The organism is Streptomyces sp. RFCAC02, from assembly GCF_004193175.1.
Taxonomy (GTDB): Bacteria; Actinomycetota; Actinomycetes; order Streptomycetales; family Streptomycetaceae; genus Streptomyces.
This window is the reverse complement of the sequence record NZ_SAUH01000001.1, coordinates 1282675-1302522: the sequence shown is the minus strand read 5'-3', so window position 1 is coordinate 1302522 and position 19848 is coordinate 1282675. Positions and strand designations below refer to the sequence as shown.

The window sequence follows — 19848 nt, the reverse complement described above, 5'->3', positions numbered from 1 at the left end:
TACGGACGGCCGCGTGTCACGGGCGTCCGCCGCCGCGCCGATCCTCCCGCCTCCCCCCGGGGACGGACGGCGGTCAGGCGGGCGGTGACGGTTCCCGGCGCAGCTCCCGCGTCTTCACGCCGATCTGCCACCGGTAGAAGCTCATCGCCAGCGCGTGGTCGAGGCCGGCCCGCCCGTCCAGGAAGCCGCGCCGCCACACGTACGCGTAGCCGAACGACAGGAGCGGCTTGAACGGCGCCCGGTGGAACACCTGCCCCTGCCGGGTCTTCGCGCGCCTGACCTGCTCGCGGACCTCCGGGTGCGCCTCCAGCCACGCCTCCCAGTCGGAGTACCGGTTGTGCCGCTCGAACCAGGTGCGCACCGGGTCGCGGTCGTTGTGCTCGATCGTGGCGCGCAGCCGGTGCACGGGGTCGGCGAGCGGCTGGTAGTGGCCCTCCTGCTCGCCCATGCCGGGCGCCGCGAGGTCGTCCGGCTCGGGGAACCCGACCCGCCGCCGGTCCACGAGCGCGCGTTTGACGATCGTGTACCCGTGGCGCAGCCGCCGGCCGCCGAACCAGTACCCGAGCGGTATGTCGAACGCCGCCGGGCGCACCGGGCGGCCGTCGAGGAAGATCCGCCGCAGCTCCGCCAGCAGTTCGCCGCTCGCCGTCTCGTCGCCGTCGAGGAAGAGCACCCAGTCCGTCCCCGGATGGACGTGGTCGAGGATCCACTGCTTCTTCTTCGGGTAGCGGCCGTCCCACACGTAGGGGACGACCTCGGCGCCCGCTGCCTTCGCGAGCGCGCGGGTGTCGTCGGTGCTGTCCGAGTCCACGACGACGACGGCCGCCACGTGCCCGACGACCGAGCGCACGGTCGCGGTGATGCCGGCCGCCTCGTTCTTCGTGGGGATGGCCACCACGATGGGGAGCCGCGTCATCCCTCGTCCTCCAGCAGTTCGGCGTATTCGGGGCACAGGTGGGCGACGGCTTCCTCGGCGCCCGGGATCTCGCCCTCGCGCACGGCGGCCGCGACGCCGTCCGGGTCGTGCCGCTGGAGGTAGCCGAGGCGGTCGCACGCCTCCGTGCCGAGGCCGAGGATCGCGTCCGGGTCGGTGCCATCGGGCACGCGTCCTTCGAGGTACTCCTCCTGCTCCTCCGTCAGCCGCTCCCCGGCGTCGGTGTCGTCCCCGGCGTCACCGGGGTCACTGCCGGAGTCGCCGCTGTCGCCGGAGTCGCCGGACTCGCCCGGGTCGTCCGCCGGGTCCGGGGTGCCGGACGGGTCGGTCACCCCGCCGTCCGGCTCCGGCGCGCCGTCGTCCGCCGGGGACGCGGCGCCCTCCGTCGCCGCCGCGCGGTCACCGCCGTCGCCCCCGCCGGAACCGTCACCGCCACCGCCGCACGCCGCGAGCGCCCCCGCCAGCAGCAGCGCCGCCACGGCCGTCCGCGGGCGCCGCATCAGGCCGCCCCGAACGTGAGCAGGAGCTGCGGCCGGTTCGCCGACGACGACGCGTCCCGTGAACCGATCCACAGGCTGTCCGTCCCCTCACCGGTCAGCGCCACGTCGAACCCGCCGCCGAGAGCAGCCCGCACCGTCGCCAGGTCGAGCGGCACGGTGTACACGCCGCCCAGCGCGTCGGGCGACGACAGGCCGCCGATGGCCGTGTCGCCGAGCGCCGGCCGGTTGCCCCAGGACGTGCCGCTCTCGCTCCACGCGCCCTCCACCGGCACGACGGCGAAGTCGTCCACGGACCCCGCGACCGAGTCCCCGCTGACACGGACCCGCAGCGCCGCGCCCTTGAGGACCTGGCCCGGCGGCGCCGCCGGCAGATCGAACCCGAGATAGCTCTCGTACGCCGTCGAGCCGCGCACCGCGAGCTGCTGGTGCGTGCCGTACACGGTGCTCGCCGCCGCCGCGTTGACGTACGTGTCGGCGTCCGGCGCGACCTGCGTCACCGTGTCGGCGGGGACGGAGGCCGCCGCCCAGTGCGCCTGCACGCGGGCGGCCGAGAGCTGCGCCGGGTAGACGGCCGTCTCGTCGAGCTGCCCTTCGAAGTGGTCGCTGGACGGCCGGTTCGCCCAGTTGGCGAGGGAGTCGCCGCCGGTGCGCCAGTAACCCGTGATCGAACGGGCCGAGGTGAAGAGGGGGTTCGCGTTCACCTGGGCGCCGTCCACGTACAGCCGCATGCCGGCCGCGCCGATCGAGACCGCGACGTGGTGCCACTCGCCGTCGTTGTAGCGGCCCGGGGTGGTGAGGGTGCGGCTGCTGCCGCTGACGATGCCGAACGAGAGCTGCCCGTTGTCCAGCATGTACAGGTTCGGGTCGCGGCTGGTGCTGTCCTCCAGGGTCCGGTTGCCGAGCCCGATGAGCTTGCCGCCGCTGGTGGTCGTCGTCCTGAACCACGTCTCCAGCGTGAAGCGCGTCAGGCCCGCCGTCGGCCGGTCGGTGTAGGTGTACGCGTCCGCGCCGTCGTACCCGACCGACGCGGCGCCCGGACCCGGCACGGCCGCCGGGGTCGCGCCGCGCTCGGGGCCGCCCCGGTGCGTGCCGCTCATGCCGTTGCCCGAGGCGTCGGAGACGAAATTGCCCGCGGTCTCGTCGAACCGCCAGTACAGCAGCGGGTCGTCGGCCAGGACGGCGTCCGCGTACGGCTGCCCGCCGCTCGCCACGGTCACCGTCACCGGGGCCGACAGGGCGCTCGTGTTGCCGGCGCCGTCCGTCGCGCTGATCCGGTAGCTGTGGGTCTCGCCGGCCGCCACGTCCGGGTCGTCGAACGTGAACTGCGGGCGGGACCACGGCAGCGACGAGCCCTCGACCGTGTGCACGGGCGTGGTGCCGCCGTCCCGGTAGACCCGGTAGGTGAGGAGGCTGTCGTCCAGGTCCAGGCCGGCGCCCCACGTCACCGTCACGCTGTCGGCAGCCAGGCTCGCCGCGTGCGCCTCGGGTGTGCTCGGTGCCCCCGTGTCCGGGCCGGTCGCGAACCGGGTGAGGCCCCACTGCGCCTGCCCGTTGACCGTGGTGAAGCCGCCGCCGACCCACAGGAAGTCCCGGTTGTCGTCCGGGTGGCCGGTGGCGGGCAGCAGCACGCGCGGGCCGAGCTGTTCGCCGAGGCCGTCGTTCGTGTTGGGGAACCAGCCGAGCTTCGCCGGCCCCGACACCGACTGCGCGAACAGGTGGTACCGCTCCTGGTTCGGGAACTCGCCCATGCTGGAGCAGTCGTGCGCGTGGTGGCCGCTGTAGAGCACCCCGCCGTGGACCGTGACGCTCTGCGTCGCGCCGAGGCAGGTGTCGCGCCACCGCTGGTCGAACGTGTCGAGGCTGAGCGCGATCCGGCCGTCGAACACGCCGCCGCCGGTGCCCTCGGCGCCCACGTAGAAGCTCGTGTCGTCCGTCGCGATCGTCTGGACGGTCGACCTCGTCTCGATGAAGCCCTCCGGGTACGTCCTGACGTTGGCGCCCGTGTCGGCGTCCACGACCGCGAGGGCGTGCGAGTCGGCGCCGTTCATCTCGAAGAAGTCGCCGCCCAGCAGGACGTGTTCGCCGTCCGGGGTGACCGCGACGGCCTTCCCGATCTCGTCGGCGTCCGCCCGCCAGCCCGCGACCACGTCGCCGTCGGCCGTGACGGCGCCGAACCGCGAGCGGTCCTGCCCGTTCAGGGTGGTGAAGTCGCCGCCGAGGTACACCCGGTCGTCGGTGGCCGCGATGGACCGCACGATGCCGTTCGCGGCGACGGGGAACGTCCTGCGCTCGCAGCTCGGCAGGTCGAACGCGGCGACACTGGACGCGCCGACGCCGTCGACCGAGCCGAACGTGCCGCCCGCGTACAGCGTGTCCCCGTCCGGCGACACGGCGAGCGCCCGGATCGTGGCGCTGCCCGAGCCGACCGTGAACTCCAGGTCGCAGCCGGCGACCGGCTCGCCCGTGGCCGCGTCGAGGGCGACGAAGTTCGCCGCCGCCCGCTCCCCGGTGCCCGACTCGGCGCCCGGCGGCCGGACGGTCGAGAATGTGCCGCCCGCGTACACCACCCCGTCGGCGGCGGCCAGCGCGTACACGATGCCGTTGGTCTGCCAGGTCGGCAGGTCCTCGGCCGTCATGGTCAGCGGCGCCGTCAGCGCCGCCGCCTCAGGGGCCGCCGCCGGGCCCGGCAGCGCGCCCGCCGCGAGGCTCCCCGCCAGCACGGCGGCCGCCGCCCCGTACGTCATCAGGCGCGTCCGTGCCGCGCCGCCGCGCCTCCCGCGCGTCCGCCCGTTCACCACAGCTCCCGCCATCTCACCGTCGCCCTCACGCCCCGCCTCCACGACTCGCCTCCACCGCCCGGCCCTCACCGGTCGATCCGCACACTCGCGCCGCTCAACTCCGCGTCCAGCGCGGCGATGTCGGCCTCCACCATCAGCCCGGCCAGCTCCCGCCAGTGCACGGCGGGCCGCCAGCCCAGCAGGTCGGCCGCCTTCGACGCGTCCCCGACGAGCGCGTCCACCTCGCTCGGCCGCTCGTACTTCGGGTCGAACCGCACGTGCTCGCGCCATTCGAGGCCGCCGGCGGCGAACGCCGCGCCGAGGAAGTCCCGCACCGTCGCGGGCACTCCGGTGGCCACCACGTAGTCGTCCGGCTCGTCCCGCTGGAGCATGCGCCACATCGCCTCGACGTATTCGGGCGCGAAGCCCCAGTCCCGGACGGCGTCGAGGTTGCCGAGGTAGAGGCGCTCCTGGAGACCCGCGCGGATCCGGGCCACGGCACGCGTGATCTTGCGCGTCACGAACGTCTCGCCGCGCCGGGGCGACTCGTGGTTGAACAGGATGCCGTTCACCGCGAACAGTCCGTACGCCTCGCGGTAGTTGACGACCGACCAGTAGCCGTACACCTTGGCGCACCCGTACGGGCTGCGCGGGTGGAACGGCGTGCGCTCGTTCTGCGGCGGCGGCACCGACCCGAACATCTCCGACGACGACGCCTGGTACATCCGCGTCTCGATCCCGCTGGCCCGGATCGCCTCCAGCAGCCGCAGCGTCCCGAGCCCCGTCACGTCGCCCGTGTACAGCGGCGCGTCGAACGACACCCGCACGTGCGACTGGGCGCCCAGGTTGTAGACCTCGTCGGGCCGCACCTCGCGCAGCAGGTTGACGAGGGCGACGCCGTCCGAGAGGTCCGCGTGGTGCAGCACCAGCGAGCGGCCCGGTTCCTGCGGCCCCTGGTAGACGTGGTCGATGCGCTCGGTGTTGAACGACGAGGAGCGGCGCAGCAGTCCGTGCACCGTGTAGCCCTTGGCGATGAGCAGTTCGGCGAGGTACGAGCCGTCCTGCCCGGTCACCCCGGTGATGAGCGCGGTCCTGCCCCCGTCGCTTCCGTTGTCCCCGGTCATGCCCGTCCTTCCCGCGGCCGCGCGGGTCGCGCGCCCCCATTCCGACACTTCGCCGTACGGCGGCACCGCCGCGCTGGCACAATCCGGCCCATGACGAGCCAGCCGCAGCTCCCCGAACGGTCCCTTCTCCCGCGCGGCGCCCGGGTGTTCGTCGCCGGGCACCGGGGTCTCGCCGGGTCCGCGATCGCCCGCGCCCTCACCGACGAAGGACACGAGGTGCTCACCCGCACCCGCGATCAGCTCGACCTGCGCGACGCCGACCGCACCCGCGCGTGGCTGACCGCCGTGCGCCCCGACGCGGTCGTCCTGGCCGCCGCCCGGGTGGGCGGCATCCTCGCGAACGACCGCATGCCGGTGCCGTTCCTGGAGGACAACCTGCTGATCCAGCTCAGCGTCGTCGCGGGGGCGCACACCGCCGGCGTGAACCGGCTGCTGTTCCTCGGCTCGTCGTGCATCTACCCGCGGCTCGCGCCGCAGCCCATCCCGGAGGAGGCGCTGCTCACCGGCCCGCTGGAGCCGACGAACGAGGCGTACGCCGTGGCGAAGATCGCGGGCATCACCCAGATCCGCGCGTACCGGCGGCAGTTCGGCCGCTCGTACATCGCCGCCATGCCGACGAACCTCTACGGCCCGGGCGACAGCTTCGACCCGGAGACCTCGCACGTCCTGCCGGCGCTGGTCCGCCGCTTCCACGAGGCGTGCGAGGCGGGCCGCGACGAGGTCGTGCTGTGGGGGACGGGCAGGCCGCGCCGCGAGTTCCTGCACAGCTCGGACCTGGCGCGCGCCTGTGTGACGCTGCTCGCGGCGCACGACGGCGACACACCGGTGAACGTCGGCAGCGGCACCGACCTGACCATCGCCGACCTGGCCGCGACCGTGGCCCGCGTGACGGGCTTCGAGGGGCGGATCTCCTGGGACACCTCGAAGCCGGACGGCACCCCCCGCAAGCTGCTGGACACCGCGCGCCTGCGCGCCCTCGGCTTCGCGCCGCGCGTGCCGCTGGCCGAGGGCATCGCCGACACCTACCGCTGGTGGCTGGCGTCGGAGGCGCGGGACGGCGCCTGACCCGCCCGTGCCGGGACGCTGTGCGCGGCCCATCAGTACGCGCCGCGGCCGTCGAGGACGGCACGGAACGTCCGCGCCAGCACGTCCAGATCGCCGGTGACCGACCAGTTGTCGGTGTAGTGCAGGTCGAGGGCGAGGCCCTCGTCCCACGACAGGTCGGCGCGCCCGCTGACCTGCCACGGCCCGGTGAGGCCGGGCCGCACCAGCAGCCGCCGCAGCTCGACCGGGCCGTAGCGGGCGACCTCGTCGGGCAGCGGCGGGCGCGGCCCGACCAGCGCCATCTGGCCGCGCACCACGTTGACGAGCTGCGGCAGCTCGTCGAGCGACGTGCGGCGCAGCAGCCGCCCGACGCGGGTGACGCGCGGGTCGCGGCGGATCTTGAACAGCGGCCCGCCGCGGTACTCGTTCGCCGCTTCGAGCCCGGGCCGCCGCGCCTCCGCGTCGGGCACCATCGTGCGGAACTTCCACAGCGTGAACGGCTCGCCCTGCAGGCCGACGCGGGTCTGCCGGTGGAGGACGGGGCCGCGCGAGTCGCACCGGACGGCGAGCGCGAGGAGCAGCAGCAGCGGCGCGAGAGCGACGAGCGCGACGGCCGCCGCCGCGCGGTCGAGCACCGCCTTGGCCGCGGGCTGCGGCCCGCGGCGCAGCGGCGGCGCGACGTGGAGGAACGTCAGCCCGGCCGCGGTGGAGACGCTGACGCGGCGCGGCGCGACGTCGGTGAGCCCGGAGGCGACGGACAGGGTGAGGCCGGCGTCGTGCACGGACCAGCCGAGGCGCCGCAGCCGCTCCCCGGTGAGGAGCGCGCCGGGCACCGCGAGCACGAGGTCGGCGGCCTGGGCGCGGGCGGCGGCCAGGACGGTCGGCCCGTCGGGCGGCCCGGGCACCGGGCCGGGCACGGCCGGCACGGCCCCGTCGGTGGCGGGCAGGCGGCCCATCTCGGGGACGCCGCAGGTCAGGCCGCCGTCCTCGCCGACCAGGACGGTGCCGATGACGACGTACGCGTGGTCGGTGCGGGCGGCGAGCTGCGCCACGACACCGTCGACCGGCCCTGCCTCCCCGACGACCAGCACGCGCCGTACGGCCTCCGCCCGGTGGCGGCGCGCGGTCAGGTGGGCGTGGACGGCGGCGCCCGTCGCGCCGGTGACGGCGAGGGCGGGCAGCAGGGCGAGGAGGGCGGAGGCGATGTCGGAGTCCTCGCCGGTCATGGCGCGCAGGGCGGCGAGGAGGCCGACGAGGACGAGCCAGTCGTGGACGGTGGCGACGAGGCCGCGGTTCTCGCCGATGGTCTGGGCGCGGTAGCGGCGCTGGGCGGCGCGGACACCGGTCCACGCCAGGGCGGTGACGGTGGCGGCGGCCAGCGGCGAGTGCCCGGGGGCGGTGCGGTAGACGACGAGGACGGGCAATAAGACCCCGGCGGCGTCGGCCGTGACGGTGAGGGGCACGTACCAGGCGGTCCGTGCGGCGCGATCGGCGGACGGGGCGCGGCGGCGGGCGACGGTCCTCGCGGGCGGGACATCCTGTCTTCGGGCGATTCCGGAGCGTGAAGGAAGTGGACGACGCAAGACCGACCCCCTGACGTGCGGATGCGACGGTGCGGCGGTGGCACCGGTGCGGCGGCGGTGGGGGCGCAGCCGTGGAGCGGACACCGAAGGAGGGCGCGTCCTCATCTCCCCGTGAGTGCGCGCCCCTTGCCGCCCACGAGGCTAGGGCATGGGGGAGCTGTTCGGCCGGTGTTTGTGGGAACTTTCCGAAACCGCCCGGATCACTGGCCAAAACCTCCGGCGCCGTCCGCGCCGGCGTGCGCCCCGGCGTCCGTCCGGTCCGCCCCGAGGCCGGCGACGACGGCGGTCAGCGCCGCCGCGAACGCCTGTACGGGCAGGGGTGCCGGGGGCGCCCCCCAGTGGGCGAGGGAGACGCGCCGCCGCTCCCCGGGGAGCGGCTCGGTCGTCACGCCGGCGTGCCGGTGCGCCCGCAGCGCGAGGTCGGGCAGGACGCTGACGCCGAGCCCGGCGGCCACCAGCGCCTGGACGGCCACGTGGTCGTCCGTCTCGAACCTGATGCGCGGCGCGAAGCCGAGCCGGCCGCACATCGCGACGAGGTGCAGCCGGCAGCGTTCGCAGCCGGCGATCCAGGTGCCGTCCCGGTGCGCGGCGAGCCCGCCGTCCGGCGCGGGGGCGGCGCCGGCCGGTGCCACCAGGTGGACCGGCTCGTCCAGCAGCGGCGTGACGGTGGTGTTGCGCCGGTCGGCGGGGCGGGGTTCGTCGTGCTCGAATATCAGGGCGGCGTCGGCCTCCCCGGTGCGCAGGGCGGTCAGCGCCTCGGGCGGCTCGGCCTCGGTGAGGGCCACGGCGACGCCTGGGTGGTCCGCCGCCAGCCGCGCCACCGCCGGGGGGACGACGGTGGCCAGCGCCGAGGGGAACGCCGCGAGCCGCACCCGGCCCGCCCGCAGCCCGGCGTGCGCCGCGAGTTCGGCGCGGGCCGACGCGACCTGCCCGAGGATCTCCTCGGCGCGTGCCACGAGGAGCCGCGCCGCGTCGGTGAGGAGGATGCCGCGCCCGGCCCGCCGTACCAGCGGCACCCCTGCCTCGGCCTCCAGCTTCGCCAGGTGGTGGCTCACGGAGGGCTGGGCGTAGCCGAGCGCCTCGGCGGCCGCCGTCACCGAGCCCTCCTTGGCCACGGCGACCAGGACGCGCAGCCGCGTCAGGTCGAACAATCCGGACGTCATGGCCCGAACCCTAGCTCCGGTGGCCGCCGATTCATAGACAGCTTCGATGATCGTCGAGAAAACAGGCATTGGATCTATGGGTCGTGGCCTGTCATCGTGGTGACATGCGAGCACCGACCATCACCGACGCGCTCCGCGCCCGCCGACTGCTGGCCGACCACCTCCCCCCGACGCCCCTGTGGTCCTACCCGTCGCTGGACGCGGCGGTGGGCGGGGGCGCCACCGTGCTGCTGAAGCACGAGAACGTCCAGCCGACCGGGGCGTTCAAGGTCCGCGGCGGCCTCACGCTGCTGGCCGGCCTCGGCGCCGAGGAGCGCGCCCGGGGCATCGTCGGCTTCTCGACCGGCAACCACGCCCAGTCCCTCGCCTACGCGGCCCGCCACCACGGCGTGCCGTGCGTCATCGTCATGCCCGAGGCGCCCAACCCGGCGAAGGCCGCCGCGGTCCGCGCCCTGGGCGCCGAGCTGATCGAGTCCGGCGCCGACATGACGGGCGCGGCCGCCACGGCTGCGGCGGTCGCGGAGCGGCGCGGCATGCGGCTGGTCCACGCCGCGAACGAGCCCGCGCTGATCGCCGGTGTCGCGACCGCCTACCTGGAGATGTTCGACCAGGCGCCTGACCTCGACACGCTGGTGGTGCCGGTCGGCGGCGGCAGCGGCGCCGCGGCGGCCTGCCTGGTCGCCGCCGCGGTCGCGCCCCACTGCCGCGTCATCGGCGTGCAGTCGGCCGCCGCCCCCGCCGCGCACGACTCGTGGCGGGCGGGGACCCTCGTGGAACGCCCCATCCGCACGCGGGTGGAGGGCCTGGCCACCGGCAGCGGCTTCGCCCTCACCCAGGAGGTCATGCGGGCGCACCTCGCCGACTTCCTGCTCGTCCCCGACGACGCCATCGCGGCGGCCCAGTGGCTGCTGATGCGCGACGCGCACACCCTCGCGGAGGGGGCGGGGGCGACGGCCCTGGCCGCCGTGCTGACCCACCGGGACCGCGTCGCGGGCCGGCGGATCGGCGTGGTGTGCAGCGGCGGGAACGCGGCGGAGGCCGAGCTGCGCGCCTGCATGACCGAGGCGGCCTGACCGGTCCTGCTCCCCGGGGTCAGCGGCCGAGGAGCTTCTCGATCTCCGCCATCTGGCCGTCCGTCAGCGGGCCGAACGCCATCGCCCCGGCGTTCTCCTCGATCTGCTCCGGCGTCCTGGCCCCGGGGATCGGCACGGTGCGCGGGCTGCGCGCCCACAGCCACGCCAGCGCGCCCTGCGCCGGCGTGCGCCCCCCGGAGGTCAGCACCTCCCGCACCGCGTCGAACCGCTGCTGCCACTCCGCCGTGACCCGCCCGTCCTCGAAGAACGCGAGCCACGCCGGCGGCTTCGCCCGCAGGTCGCTGGCCGACGTCACGCTGCCGCCGCCGGAGTACTTGCCGGTCAGGGCGCCCATGGCGAGCGGTCCGCGCACGATGGCGGCGATGTCCAGCTCGTCGGCGAGCGCGAGCATCTCCGGGGCGTCGTCCAGGACGTTGCAGCCCACCTGGACGGACGCGCAGTGCGGCCCCTCGGCGAAGAACCGCGCGCGGTCGGGGTCGTCCGTGGACCAGCCGTAGGCCCGTATCAGCCCCTCGGCGACGAACGTCTCGCACGCCTCGCGCAGCTCGGCCGCGGCGTCGAGGGGGCCGCCGTTCACGTGGAACTGGTAGAGGTCGATGTGGTCCGTGCCCAGCCGCTTCAGGGACGCGGTCAGGGCCGACCTGGCGTACGCGGGGGTGAGCCCGGGCTCGTCCGCCATGGTCCTGGTGGCCTCGTCGAACACCGAGCCCCACTTCGTCGCCAGGACCACGCGGTCCCGCCGCCCGTCGGCCAGGGCGCGGCCGAGCACCCGCTCGGAGTGGCCGGCCCCGTAGACGTCCGCCGTGTCGAAGAACGTCACACCGAGGTCGAGGGCGCGGTGGATCGCGCGGACGGACTCCGCGTCGTCCACCGCGCCCCAGCCCAGCGGGGCGCCGGACGTGTCGTGCCACTCGCCGCCGATCGCCCAGCAGCCGAAGCCGAGGGCGCTCACCTCGATGCCGCTGCGTCCGAGCGTCCGCCGGGTGCCGTTGTCGCTGTTGCCGTGCTGATCTGTCATGCCCGGCAGTCTGGACGCTGGAGAACGCTCCATGGCAAGCCGCGTTCTCCCTCAGAGGGAGAAGACCGCCCAGGAGAAGCCGTCGGCCAGGATCCGCGCCCCCTCCACCGCCACACCCGTCCCCTCGATCAGCCCCGCGTGCGCCAGGCCGGGGCGCGGCAGCGGCAGCGACGCGGCGTCGCGGCGCGGGTTGATCACCACGAGGTAGCGGTCGCCCCGCACGTACACCAGCGGATAGCCGGTGTGCAGGACCTCGACGGACCCCCGGCTGCCCAGCTCGGGCGTGTTCCGGCGCAGTGAGATCAGCCGGCGCACCAGGTGCAGCAGCGAGCCCCGCTCCGCCCGCTGCGCCGCGACGGTGGGCCGGTCGGGGTCGGGGTCGAGCGGCAGGTAGAGGCGGTCGGCGGGCGCGGTGGAGAAGCCGGCGTTGGGGGAGCCGCCCCACTGCATCGGTGTACGGGAGCCGGCGCGGTTGTAGCCGGGCTCCAGCTCGCTCCCCTCGTGGTCGGGCAGCCCGGGGACGTACCGCATGCCGATCTCGTCGCCGTAGTAGATCGCGGGCAGCGTCGGCCAGGTGAGCTGGAACGCGAACGCCGGCGGCAACTGCTCCGCCGTGCGCGGGCCGCAGCACAGCCGGGAGAAGTCGTGGTTCGCGGTGGGCAGCGTGATGAACCCGCGGTCGCCGATCACCGCGGCGACGGACTGCCACGCCGTGACGAAGGGACCGGCCGAGCCGCCGCCGTCCGCGTCGAAGTACGCCTGCCGCGGCTGCCAGTGCGAGGCGACGGTGCCGGTCCCGTTGTTCCACAGCGAGCGCAGCGGCAGACCGTCGGACGGGCCGCCGAACTGGAGGAAGAAGTCGGAGTGGAAGCCCGCCGGCACGGACACCGCCGGGTCGCCCCACTCGGCGAGCAGCGCCGCCTGCGGGTGGGCGCCGTCGAGCCAGGTCCGCAGCTCCGTCCACAGCTTCCCGGTCTCGGTCAGGTCCGGGTCGTCCTTCACCAGCGAGTGCGCCATGTCCACGCGGAAACCGGACAGGCCGAGCCCCAGCCAGTGGTCCATGATCTCGCGCAGCGCCGCCCGGTTGGCGCGCGGCCCCTCGGCGTCGACGGGCTGCCGCCACGGCTCGTCCGGGTCGGGGCGGGCGTACCCGAAGTTGAGGGCGGGCTGGCTGTCGAAGAAGTTCGGCAGGTAGCTGCCGGGCCTGCGCCCGGGCGAGGGGACGAACCGGGGCGGGCGGCCGTCGGCCCAGATGTACCGGCCGTCCGCGGGGTCGTCGCGCGCCGCGATGAACCACGGGTGCTCGTCCGAGGTGTGGCCCGCGACGAGGTCGAGCAGGACGCGGATGCCGCGGGCGCGGGCGGCCTCGACCAGTTCGGCCAGGTCGTCCTCGGTGCCGTAGCGCGGTGCGACGGACAGGTAGTCCGACACGTCGTAGCCGGCGTCGCGGAACGGGGAGGCGAAGCAGGGGTTGAGCCAGACGGCCGTGACGCCGAGCCAGGCCAGGTGGTCCAGGTGCGCGGTGATGCCGGCGAAGTCGCCGACGCCGTCGCCGTCCGAGTCCGCGAAGCTCTGCGGATAGATCTGGTAGAGGACGGCGTCGGCCAGCCAGGACGGTGTGCTGCGCGGGGTCGGCAAGGCGAACCTCTCTCGGGGCCGGTGCGGGCGGGGCTGCGGTGCGGCGGCGGTGCGGCGGTCAGCCCTTCACGGCGCCCGACGTCAGCCCCGACACCACGGCGCGGCGGAACACCAGCACCAGCAGGGCGATCGGCAGGACCGAGACCGTGGCCGCCGCGAAGATCGTCCCGTACGGCACGGTGAACTGGCTGCCGAACAGCGCGAGTCCCACCGGCATCGTCCGGAAACGGTCGGCCGTGTTCAGGGTCAGCGCGATGAGGAACTCCGTCCAGCACGCGGTGAAGGTGAAGATCGCCGCCGTGAACACGCCGGGCGCCGCCTGCGGGATGATGATGGTCAGCACGGTGCGCAGCGGCGACGCGCCGTCCACCCATGCGACCTCCTCCATCTCCTTCGGGATCCCGAGGAAGAAGTTCCGCAGGATCCAGACGGCGAACGGCACGTTCAGCGCCGCGTACACGATGATCAGGCCCTGGTAGCTGTTGAGCCAGCCCAGATCGCGCATCAGCAGGAAAAGGGGCGCCGCCAGCGCGATCGTGGGGAACAGCGAGATCATCAGCAGCGAGATCATGACCGGCGCCTTGCCGCGCAGGGGCAGGCGTGCCAGCGCGTAGCCGGCGAAGGTGCTGAGGCCCAGCACCAGGATCGTCGCGGTGACGGAGACGACGGCGGAGTTCAGCAGGTAGACGCCGAAGTTGTTCTCGACGAACGCGTCCCGGTAGTTCGCGAGCGTCGCGTGGTCGGGCCACACGGTCGGCGGGTTCGCGCCGATCTCGTCCTGCGGCTTGAGGGAGCTGACCGCCATCCAGTACAGCGGCGCGGCGACGAACGCGGCGATGAGCAGCGCGGCGCCGTGGACCCAGGTGAAGCGCACCCGGAAACGTGGCTCGTGCGACGCCATGGTGTGAGTCCCTTCACGTGGGGGAGCAGGTGGGCACGCGGTACGGGGGCGGCGGCGCGGTCACGCGGTGCTCTCCTCGTCGCCCACCCGGGCCTTGAACGCCCTGAGGAACAGCAGGCACCCCACCAGGACCAGGCCGGCCGTGCTCGCCGCGACGGCCGCGCCGGGGCCGAAGTCGAGGTTGGTGAACATGACCTGCCAGCCCAGCAGCGCCAGTGACTCGGTGGCGTTGCCCGGGCCGCCGCCGGTCAGGACGAACGGCAGGTCGAAGATCCCGAACGCCTGGAGGATGCGGAACAGCACCGCGATCACGAGCGCAGGCCGCAGCAGCGGCAGCCGCACCCGCCAGAACGCCGTCCAGGCCCCCGCGCCGTCCACCTTGGCCGCCTCCACGACGTCCTTCGGCAGCATCATGAGGCCGGCGAGCACGATGATCGCCACGAACGGCGTCGTCTTCCACACGTCGGCCGCGGCCATCGACAGGATGGCGGGACCCGGCGTGCCGAGGAACTGCCGCGCCTCGCCCGTCAGTCCCTCGGAGACGGCGGTCAGGACGCCGTAGACGCCGTTGTACATGTACGCCCACAGCTGCGCGGACACGACCGTGATCATGGCCCAGGGCAGGAGCAGCAGCGCCATCATCCAGCCGCGGCTGCCGGAGAGGCGTTCGAGGACGAGCGCGATGAGCGTCCCGAGGACCAGCTCGGCCACCACCGTGCCGACCGTGTACAGCACCGTGAACGCCAGTGCGTGCTGCCAGCGCGCCGACCCGAGGAGCAGCGTGTAGTTGTCGGTGGTCACGCCGGACAGGTGGAAGCCGTTCGACGAGACCGTCACGTCGCTCAGGCTCATCGCGACGGAGAACCCGATGGGGAACAGCGTCACCGCGAGCACGACCACGAGCGCCGGGGCGGCGAAGAACCAGCCCATCCGGGCGAAGCGGCGCTCCAGCAGCGACTGGTGCCGGCCCGCGCGCCGGAGCCGGCCGCCCTCGCCGCCGGGCGGGGCGGCCGTGGCGGCGGTGCTGCCGCGCACGCCGCCCGCCGTGTCGCCGCGCGGCACGTACGACGGCGTCCCGGCGTCGTCGGGCGGTGGCCCGCCGGCCGGGGGTGCGCCCTCGGGGAGGTCGTCGCTCACGGGGTCTCCTCGTCTCCGGGGCGCCGCCCGCGGGCGACCGCCCGGCCGGTGGTGGTCACAGCGCCCGGCCGTCCAGTGCTCGTCCGATGTCGTCCGCCGCGGCCCGCAGGGCGTCCTTCGGGGTGGCGGACCCGGCGAGCGCGGCGTTGAGGTGCGTGTAGATGCCGCGGCTGATCTGCGGGTAGCGGGGCGTGTCCGCGGGGCGGGAGACGACCGGCACGTCGGCGGCGGCGGCGAGCGCGGGGTTGTCGCGCTGGAGGTCCTTGTCGTGCAGCACCTCGCTGAGGGCGGGGATCACGGTGTTCTCGGCGAGGATGCGCTGGGCCTCGGGACCGGTCATCCACTCGACGAACGCCAGGGACGCGCCGAGGGCCTCGCTGTGGGGGTTCACCATGAGGTTCCAGCCGCCGGCCCCGGACGGCCCCGGGCCGTCCTCGCCCTCGAACGCCGGCAGCGGCGACAGGCCGACCTTGCCCACGATGTGCGAGGTCTCCGGGTTGTTCGACTCGCCCCAGCCGTGCGCCCAGTTCCGGTGGAACGCGGCGTCGCCCTCAAGGAACGTCTGGAGCGACTGCTGCTCCTGGAAGCTGGTGGTCGCCGGGGGCGCCACACCGTCCTCGATCATGCCGCGCATGAACGACAGGACCCGCTCGTTCTCCGGCGAGTCGATGGCGGGCCGCTGCCCGTCCGCCGACACGCTGCGCCCGCCGCCGGCGGCCGACAGCTCGCTCCAGTTGACGGTGAGGCCCTCGTAGTTGGCCCACTGGCCGACGTAGCCGTAGCGCACGTCCCCGCTGTCCTGGAGCTTCGCCGCCGTCTCGGCGAGGTCCTCCCAGGTCTTCGGCACCGGCAGGTCGTGCTTCTCCAGCAGGTCCTTACGGTAGTAGAGGAAGCCGGAGTCGCTGTAGAAGGGGACGGCGACGTGCTCCCCCTCGTACTCCGTGGTGCGGGAGCGTTCCTCCTCGAACCGGTCCCAGTAGCCGTCCGGCAGGTGCTCGTCCAGCGGCAGGGCGAGGGTCGCGTCACCGAACTGCGCGGGCCACACGAGGTCGCCGTTGTAGACGTCCACGGCGCCGGAGCCGCCGGAGATCTCGGTGGTCAGCGTCGCCCGCATGGTGTCGGTGTTGTTGGGCGCGGGCTGGTAGGTGACGGTGATGTCCGGGTGTTTCTCCTCGAACGCGTCGATCAGCTTCTGCGGCAGCCCCTCGGGGCCGAAGTTGATCGCGTACCAGGTGATGGAACCCTTCGCGGGGCCGACCGCCCGGGGCTCGACCGCCGCCGAGCCATCACCCGAGCCGCCGCAGGCCGATGCCAGCAGGACCGTGATGACACAGAACACCGTGGCCCGTGCTCTGCGGTTGGACGTGCCCAGGACGTACTCCTTGGGTGGATGGCGCGCGGAACAGGGCATCAGCCTCCCGCGCCCGCACAGCACACCCAAGGAGAAAACGCGCTTATCGTGAAAAAGTCACCGGAACGCCGTCAGTGTCCCGGGCGGCTCAGGGCAGCGTCAGGATCTCGGCGCCGCCGTCCGTCACGACGAGCGTGTGTTCGAACTGGGCGGTGCGCCGCAGGTCGCGCGTGACGACCGTCCAGTTGTCGTCCCACATCTCCCACTCGTGCGTGCCGAGGGTGAGCATCGGCTCGATCGTGAACGTCATGCCGGGCTCCAGTTCCAGCGTCGCGTTCGGATCGTCGTAATGGGGGATGATCAGCCCGGAGTGGAACGCGGTGTGGACGCCGTGCCCGGTGAAGTCGCGCACCACGCCGTAGCCGAAGCGCTTCGCGTACGACTCGATGACGCGGCCGATCACGTTCACGCGCCGGCCGGGGCGCACCGCCTTGATCGCCCGGTCCAGCGACTCGCGGGTCCGCTCCACCAGCAGCCGCGACTCCTCGTCCACCGCGTCCTCGCCGCCCACGAGGTAGGTGGCGTTGGTGTCGCCGTGGACGCCGCCGACGAAGGCGGTCACGTCCAGGTTCACGATGTCGCCGGCGCGCAGCACCGTCGAGTCGGGGATGCCGTGGCAGATGACCTCGTTCACCGAGGTGCACAGAGACTTGGGGAATCCCCGGTAGCCCAGGGTCGAGGGGTACGCGCCGTGGTCGCACAGATAGGCGTGCGCGACCGCGTCCAGCTCGTCCGTCGTCACGCCCGGCGCGATGCGCGCCGCGGCCTCGGCCATCGCCCGGGCCGCGATCCGCCCGGCGACCCGCATCCGCTCCACCGTCTCCGCGTCCTGGACGTGCGGCCCGGTGTAGCGGGCCGGCGCGGGCCGCCCGACGTACTCCGGCCGGGGGATGGCCGAGGGGACGGAACGCCGCGGGGAGATCGTGCCGGGGGTGAGGAGTGACTGGCCAGACATGCGAAAAGTCTACGGGAGGCGGGGATCGGGGCAGGATGAGGAGATGACTCCCAACTTCGGACGGCTCTTCTCCCACCGGACCACCGGCCGGCCCGGCGAGTGGTTCTACTGCCTGAAGCACCGCGCGGTCGAGGAAGGCCCGGACTGCCCGGCCAAGGACCGCCTCGGCCCCTACCCGACCCGGGAGGAGGCGCAGCACGCGGTGGACACCGCCCGCGCCCGCGACGAGGCGTGGCGCACCGACCCCCGCTGGAACGACCGTCCCGCCCGGCGCGACGGCGACGGCGGCGGGGACGAAACGGACGGGTGACCCTCCCGGCCCGACGCCGGCGCCGGGTGGGAGGATGGCCGCCATGAGCGACACCCCGCCCGCGCCGAAGGCGCCGCCGAAAGATCCCTGGGACCTGCCGGACGTCTCCGACCTCGTCGTCGGTGTCCTCGGCGGCACCGGCGACCAGGGCCGCGGCCTCGCGCACCGGTTCGCCCGCGTCGGCCAGCGCGTCGTCATCGGCTCCCGCACGGCGGAGCGCGCCACCGCGGCCGCCGAGGAGATCACCGCCGACCTCGCGGCGCCCGGCGCCCCGGACACCGCGGCCGCAGGCGAGGTCACCGGCGCGGACAACGCCGCCTGCGCCCGCGCGAGCGACGTCGTGATCGTCGCCGTGCCCTGGGACGGCCACCGCGCCACCCTGGAGGGCCTGCGCGGTGACCTCGCGGGCAAGCTCGTCGTGGACTGCGTCAACCCGCTCGGCTTCGACAAGCACGGCGCCTACGCGCTCGTCCCCGAGGAGGGCAGCGCCGCCCAGCAGGCCGCCGCGATCCTGCCGGACTCCCGCGTCACCGCCGCGTTCCACCACCTGTCGGCCGTCCTGCTGCGCGACCCGTCCGTCGGCGCCATCGACACCGACGTCCTCGTCCTCGGCGACCGCCGGGCCGACTGCGAGATCGTGCAGGCGCTGGCCGGCCGCATCGAGGGCATGCGCGGGATCTACGCGGGCCGCCTCCGCAACGCCCACCAGGTCGAGGCGCTCGTCGCGAACCTCATCTCCACCAACCGGCGCTACAAGGCCCACGCCGGCCTGCGCGTCACCGATCTCTAGCCACCGGGAGCCACCCCATGCCGCCCGTGACCGCACGCCCCACGACCGCCGGCGCCACCGCCGAGGCCCGGCGGGCACGCAACCTCGCCCGCTACGCCCTGCTCGTGTGCGTGGCGACGGTCGCGGCGGCGGTCCTGTCCCTCGTCCGGGGGAACTGGATCGGCCTCGTCTGCTGGATCCTGATGGCCGGCCTCGCGTCGAACATGGGCTGGTACTACCTGCGCCGCTCCAAGGCCCGCACCCCGGCGCCCTGACACCCCAGCGCGCGGACGCCCGCCCGGCCCCCGGAGGGACCGGGCGGGCGCGCCGGGATCAGCGGAAGCTGTGCTCATCGGCCGGGTACGTCCCGCCGACGACCTCCTCCGCGTAGGACCGCGCCGCGTCGCCGAGCGCCGTCCGCAACTGCGCGAACTGCTTCACGAACCGGGGCGTGCGCCCGCCGGGCCAGTCCGTCATGCCGGCCATGTCCGTCCACACCAGGACCTGCGCGTCGCAGTCGGGACCCGCGCCGATGCCCACCGTCGGGATGTGCAGGCTGCGCGTGACCTCGGCCGCGAGCGGCGCCGTCACCAGTTCCAGGACCACGGCGAACGCGCCCGCGTCCTGCACCGCCTTCGCGTCCCGCAGGAGCTGCTGCGCGGCCTCCTCGCCCCGCCCCTGGACCGGATGGCCGCCGAAGGCGTGGACGGACTGCGGCGTCAGCCCGACATGGGCCATCACCGGGATGCCGGCCTCGACCAGCAGCCGGATCTGGTCGGCCGACCGCTCGCCGCCCTCCAGCTTGACCGCGCCGACCCCGGCCTCCTTGACCAGGTGCGTCGCGCTGCGCAGCGCCTGCGTGGCGCTCTCCTGGTACGAGCCGAACGGCAGGTCCGCCACGATCATGGCCCGCCGCGTCCCGCGCACGACGGCCGCCGACAGCATCGTCATCTGCTCCAGCGTCACCGGAACCGTGCTGTCGTAGCCGAGGTGGGCGTTGCCCGCCGAGTCACCGACGAGCATGACCGGGATCCCGGCCTCGTCGAACACCGAGGCCGTCATCGCGTCGTACGCGGTCAGCATCGGCCACTTCTCGCCGCGCGCCTTCGCGGCCGCTATGTCCCGTACGGTCACGCGGCGGCTGCCGCGGCCACCGTAGAGCGTCGGCGTCACGGCCGCACCGGCCGGCGCCTTCGCAGGCGTGGATGGCGTCATCACGCTGCTCCTGTTCCTGTCGTCTCGAAGCGCCAGACGGCGTCCCCGGATCGTCTTCCATGGTCGCACCGGCGGCCGGTCGCCGGAAGGGGGGCCGCGCGCAGGGGGGAGCCGCCGGCGCACACGGAGCGCAACTGCGCGCCTCCGTACGGCTGATATAACGGTTGTCCCGTGCACCCCCGTGACCGTCCCGCGCCGCGCCGCGGCCGTGGCGCGCGGGCGGTCCGGGCGAGGAAGCGACGGTCAGCGAGGGCAGTGGATGGCACGGGTGGAGA

The 19848-nt window shown here is 74.4% G+C and carries 18 protein-coding genes; 5 read left to right on the top strand and 13 right to left on the bottom strand.

Annotated features, from left to right (window positions below; all coding sequences use genetic code 11):
- Nucleotides 1-73: 73 nt before the first annotated feature.
- The 4 genes from EMA09_RS05875 to gmd form a co-directional block, all read right to left on the bottom strand.
- Nucleotides 74-916: a glycosyltransferase gene (locus tag EMA09_RS05875; protein ID WP_129839565.1), complete on the bottom strand. Its 843-nt coding sequence runs from the start codon at nucleotides 914-916 to the stop codon at nucleotides 74-76.
- A complete protein-coding gene (locus tag EMA09_RS29265) occupies nucleotides 913-1434 on the bottom strand; it encodes a hypothetical protein (RefSeq protein WP_129839563.1) in 522 nt (173 codons plus the stop codon). The genes EMA09_RS05875 and EMA09_RS29265 overlap by 4 nt, the downstream gene beginning before the upstream one ends.
- Nucleotides 1434-4178 carry a LamG-like jellyroll fold domain-containing protein gene (locus EMA09_RS05865; protein WP_129839561.1) on the bottom strand — a complete coding sequence of 915 codons (2745 nt, stop codon included), beginning with the start codon at nucleotides 4176-4178 and terminating at the stop codon, nucleotides 1434-1436. The genes EMA09_RS29265 and EMA09_RS05865 overlap by 1 nt, the downstream gene beginning before the upstream one ends.
- A 119-nt stretch (nucleotides 4179-4297) precedes the next feature.
- The gene (gmd, locus tag EMA09_RS05860) at nucleotides 4298-5335 is read right to left on the bottom strand and encodes a GDP-mannose 4,6-dehydratase (RefSeq protein ID WP_129839559.1); all 1038 of its coding nucleotides are present in this window, start codon (nucleotides 5333-5335) and stop codon (nucleotides 4298-4300) included.
- Nucleotides 5336-5425: 90 nt separating this feature from the next.
- Here gmd and EMA09_RS05855 point away from each other — a divergent pair, with 90 nt between their 5' ends.
- Nucleotides 5426-6400: a GDP-L-fucose synthase gene (locus tag EMA09_RS05855; RefSeq protein WP_129839557.1), complete on the top strand. Its 975-nt coding sequence runs from the start codon at nucleotides 5426-5428 to the stop codon at nucleotides 6398-6400.
- A 32-nt stretch (nucleotides 6401-6432) separates the two neighbouring features.
- Here the strand turns inward: EMA09_RS05855 and EMA09_RS05850 are convergent, their stop codons facing one another.
- Complete coding sequence (locus EMA09_RS05850) at nucleotides 6433-7842, bottom strand: exopolysaccharide biosynthesis polyprenyl glycosylphosphotransferase (RefSeq protein WP_240796249.1); 1410 nt, start codon at nucleotides 7840-7842, stop codon at nucleotides 6433-6435.
- Nucleotides 7843-8162: 320 nt separating this feature from the next.
- The gene (locus tag EMA09_RS05845; protein ID WP_240796248.1) at nucleotides 8163-9125 is read right to left on the bottom strand and encodes a LysR family transcriptional regulator; all 963 of its coding nucleotides are present in this window, start codon (nucleotides 9123-9125) and stop codon (nucleotides 8163-8165) included.
- A 104-nt stretch (nucleotides 9126-9229) separates the two neighbouring features.
- On the opposite strand from EMA09_RS05845, the gene EMA09_RS05840 reads away from it, so the two are divergent.
- Nucleotides 9230-10198 (top strand): pyridoxal-phosphate dependent enzyme, encoded by a 969-nt coding sequence (locus EMA09_RS05840; RefSeq protein WP_129839553.1) that lies wholly within the window; start codon nucleotides 9230-9232, stop codon nucleotides 10196-10198.
- Nucleotides 10199-10217: 19 nt separating this feature from the next.
- Here EMA09_RS05840 and EMA09_RS05835 read toward each other — a convergent pair whose 3' ends face one another.
- From EMA09_RS05835 to map, 6 genes are all read right to left on the bottom strand, one after another.
- Complete coding sequence (locus EMA09_RS05835; RefSeq protein WP_129839551.1) at nucleotides 10218-11237, bottom strand: aldo/keto reductase; 1020 nt, start codon at nucleotides 11235-11237, stop codon at nucleotides 10218-10220.
- A gap of 51 nt (nucleotides 11238-11288) precedes the next feature.
- The gene (locus tag EMA09_RS05830) at nucleotides 11289-12875 is read right to left on the bottom strand and encodes an alpha-amylase family glycosyl hydrolase (RefSeq protein ID WP_129839549.1); all 1587 of its coding nucleotides are present in this window, start codon (nucleotides 12873-12875) and stop codon (nucleotides 11289-11291) included.
- Between the two features lie 58 nt (nucleotides 12876-12933).
- The gene (locus EMA09_RS05825; RefSeq protein ID WP_129839547.1) at nucleotides 12934-13776 is read right to left on the bottom strand and encodes a carbohydrate ABC transporter permease; all 843 of its coding nucleotides are present in this window, start codon (nucleotides 13774-13776) and stop codon (nucleotides 12934-12936) included.
- Between the two features lie 60 nt (nucleotides 13777-13836).
- Nucleotides 13837-14913, bottom strand: a complete 1077-nt coding sequence (locus EMA09_RS05820; RefSeq protein WP_240796247.1) for a sugar ABC transporter permease — start codon at nucleotides 14911-14913, stop codon at nucleotides 13837-13839.
- Nucleotides 14914-14968: 55 nt separating this feature from the next.
- Nucleotides 14969-16324 carry an ABC transporter substrate-binding protein gene (locus EMA09_RS05815; protein WP_129839545.1) on the bottom strand — a complete coding sequence of 452 codons (1356 nt, stop codon included), beginning with the start codon at nucleotides 16322-16324 and terminating at the stop codon, nucleotides 14969-14971.
- An 88-nt stretch (nucleotides 16325-16412) separates the two neighbouring features.
- A complete protein-coding gene (gene map, locus EMA09_RS05810; RefSeq protein ID WP_129839543.1) occupies nucleotides 16413-17279 on the bottom strand; it encodes a type I methionyl aminopeptidase in 867 nt (288 codons plus the stop codon).
- A gap of 43 nt (nucleotides 17280-17322) precedes the next feature.
- Here map and EMA09_RS05805 point away from each other — a divergent pair, with 43 nt between their 5' ends.
- From EMA09_RS05805 to EMA09_RS05795, 3 genes are read left to right on the top strand one after another with little or no spacing between them, the layout of a single operon-like run.
- On the top strand, nucleotides 17323-17589 hold the full coding sequence (locus tag EMA09_RS05805; protein WP_129839541.1) for a hypothetical protein: 267 nt from the start codon (nucleotides 17323-17325) through the stop codon (nucleotides 17587-17589).
- A 43-nt stretch (nucleotides 17590-17632) separates the two neighbouring features.
- Nucleotides 17633-18379 (top strand): NADPH-dependent F420 reductase, encoded by a 747-nt coding sequence (npdG, locus tag EMA09_RS05800; RefSeq protein WP_129839539.1) that lies wholly within the window; start codon nucleotides 17633-17635, stop codon nucleotides 18377-18379.
- A gap of 26 nt (nucleotides 18380-18405) precedes the next feature.
- The gene (locus EMA09_RS05795; RefSeq protein ID WP_129839537.1) at nucleotides 18406-18633 is read left to right on the top strand and encodes a hypothetical protein; all 228 of its coding nucleotides are present in this window, start codon (nucleotides 18406-18408) and stop codon (nucleotides 18631-18633) included.
- Between the two features lie 58 nt (nucleotides 18634-18691).
- Here EMA09_RS05795 and panB read toward each other — a convergent pair whose 3' ends face one another.
- Nucleotides 18692-19573 (bottom strand): 3-methyl-2-oxobutanoate hydroxymethyltransferase, encoded by an 882-nt coding sequence (gene panB / locus EMA09_RS05790; RefSeq protein WP_129839535.1) that lies wholly within the window; start codon nucleotides 19571-19573, stop codon nucleotides 18692-18694.
- Nucleotides 19574-19848: the final 275 nt, after the last annotated feature.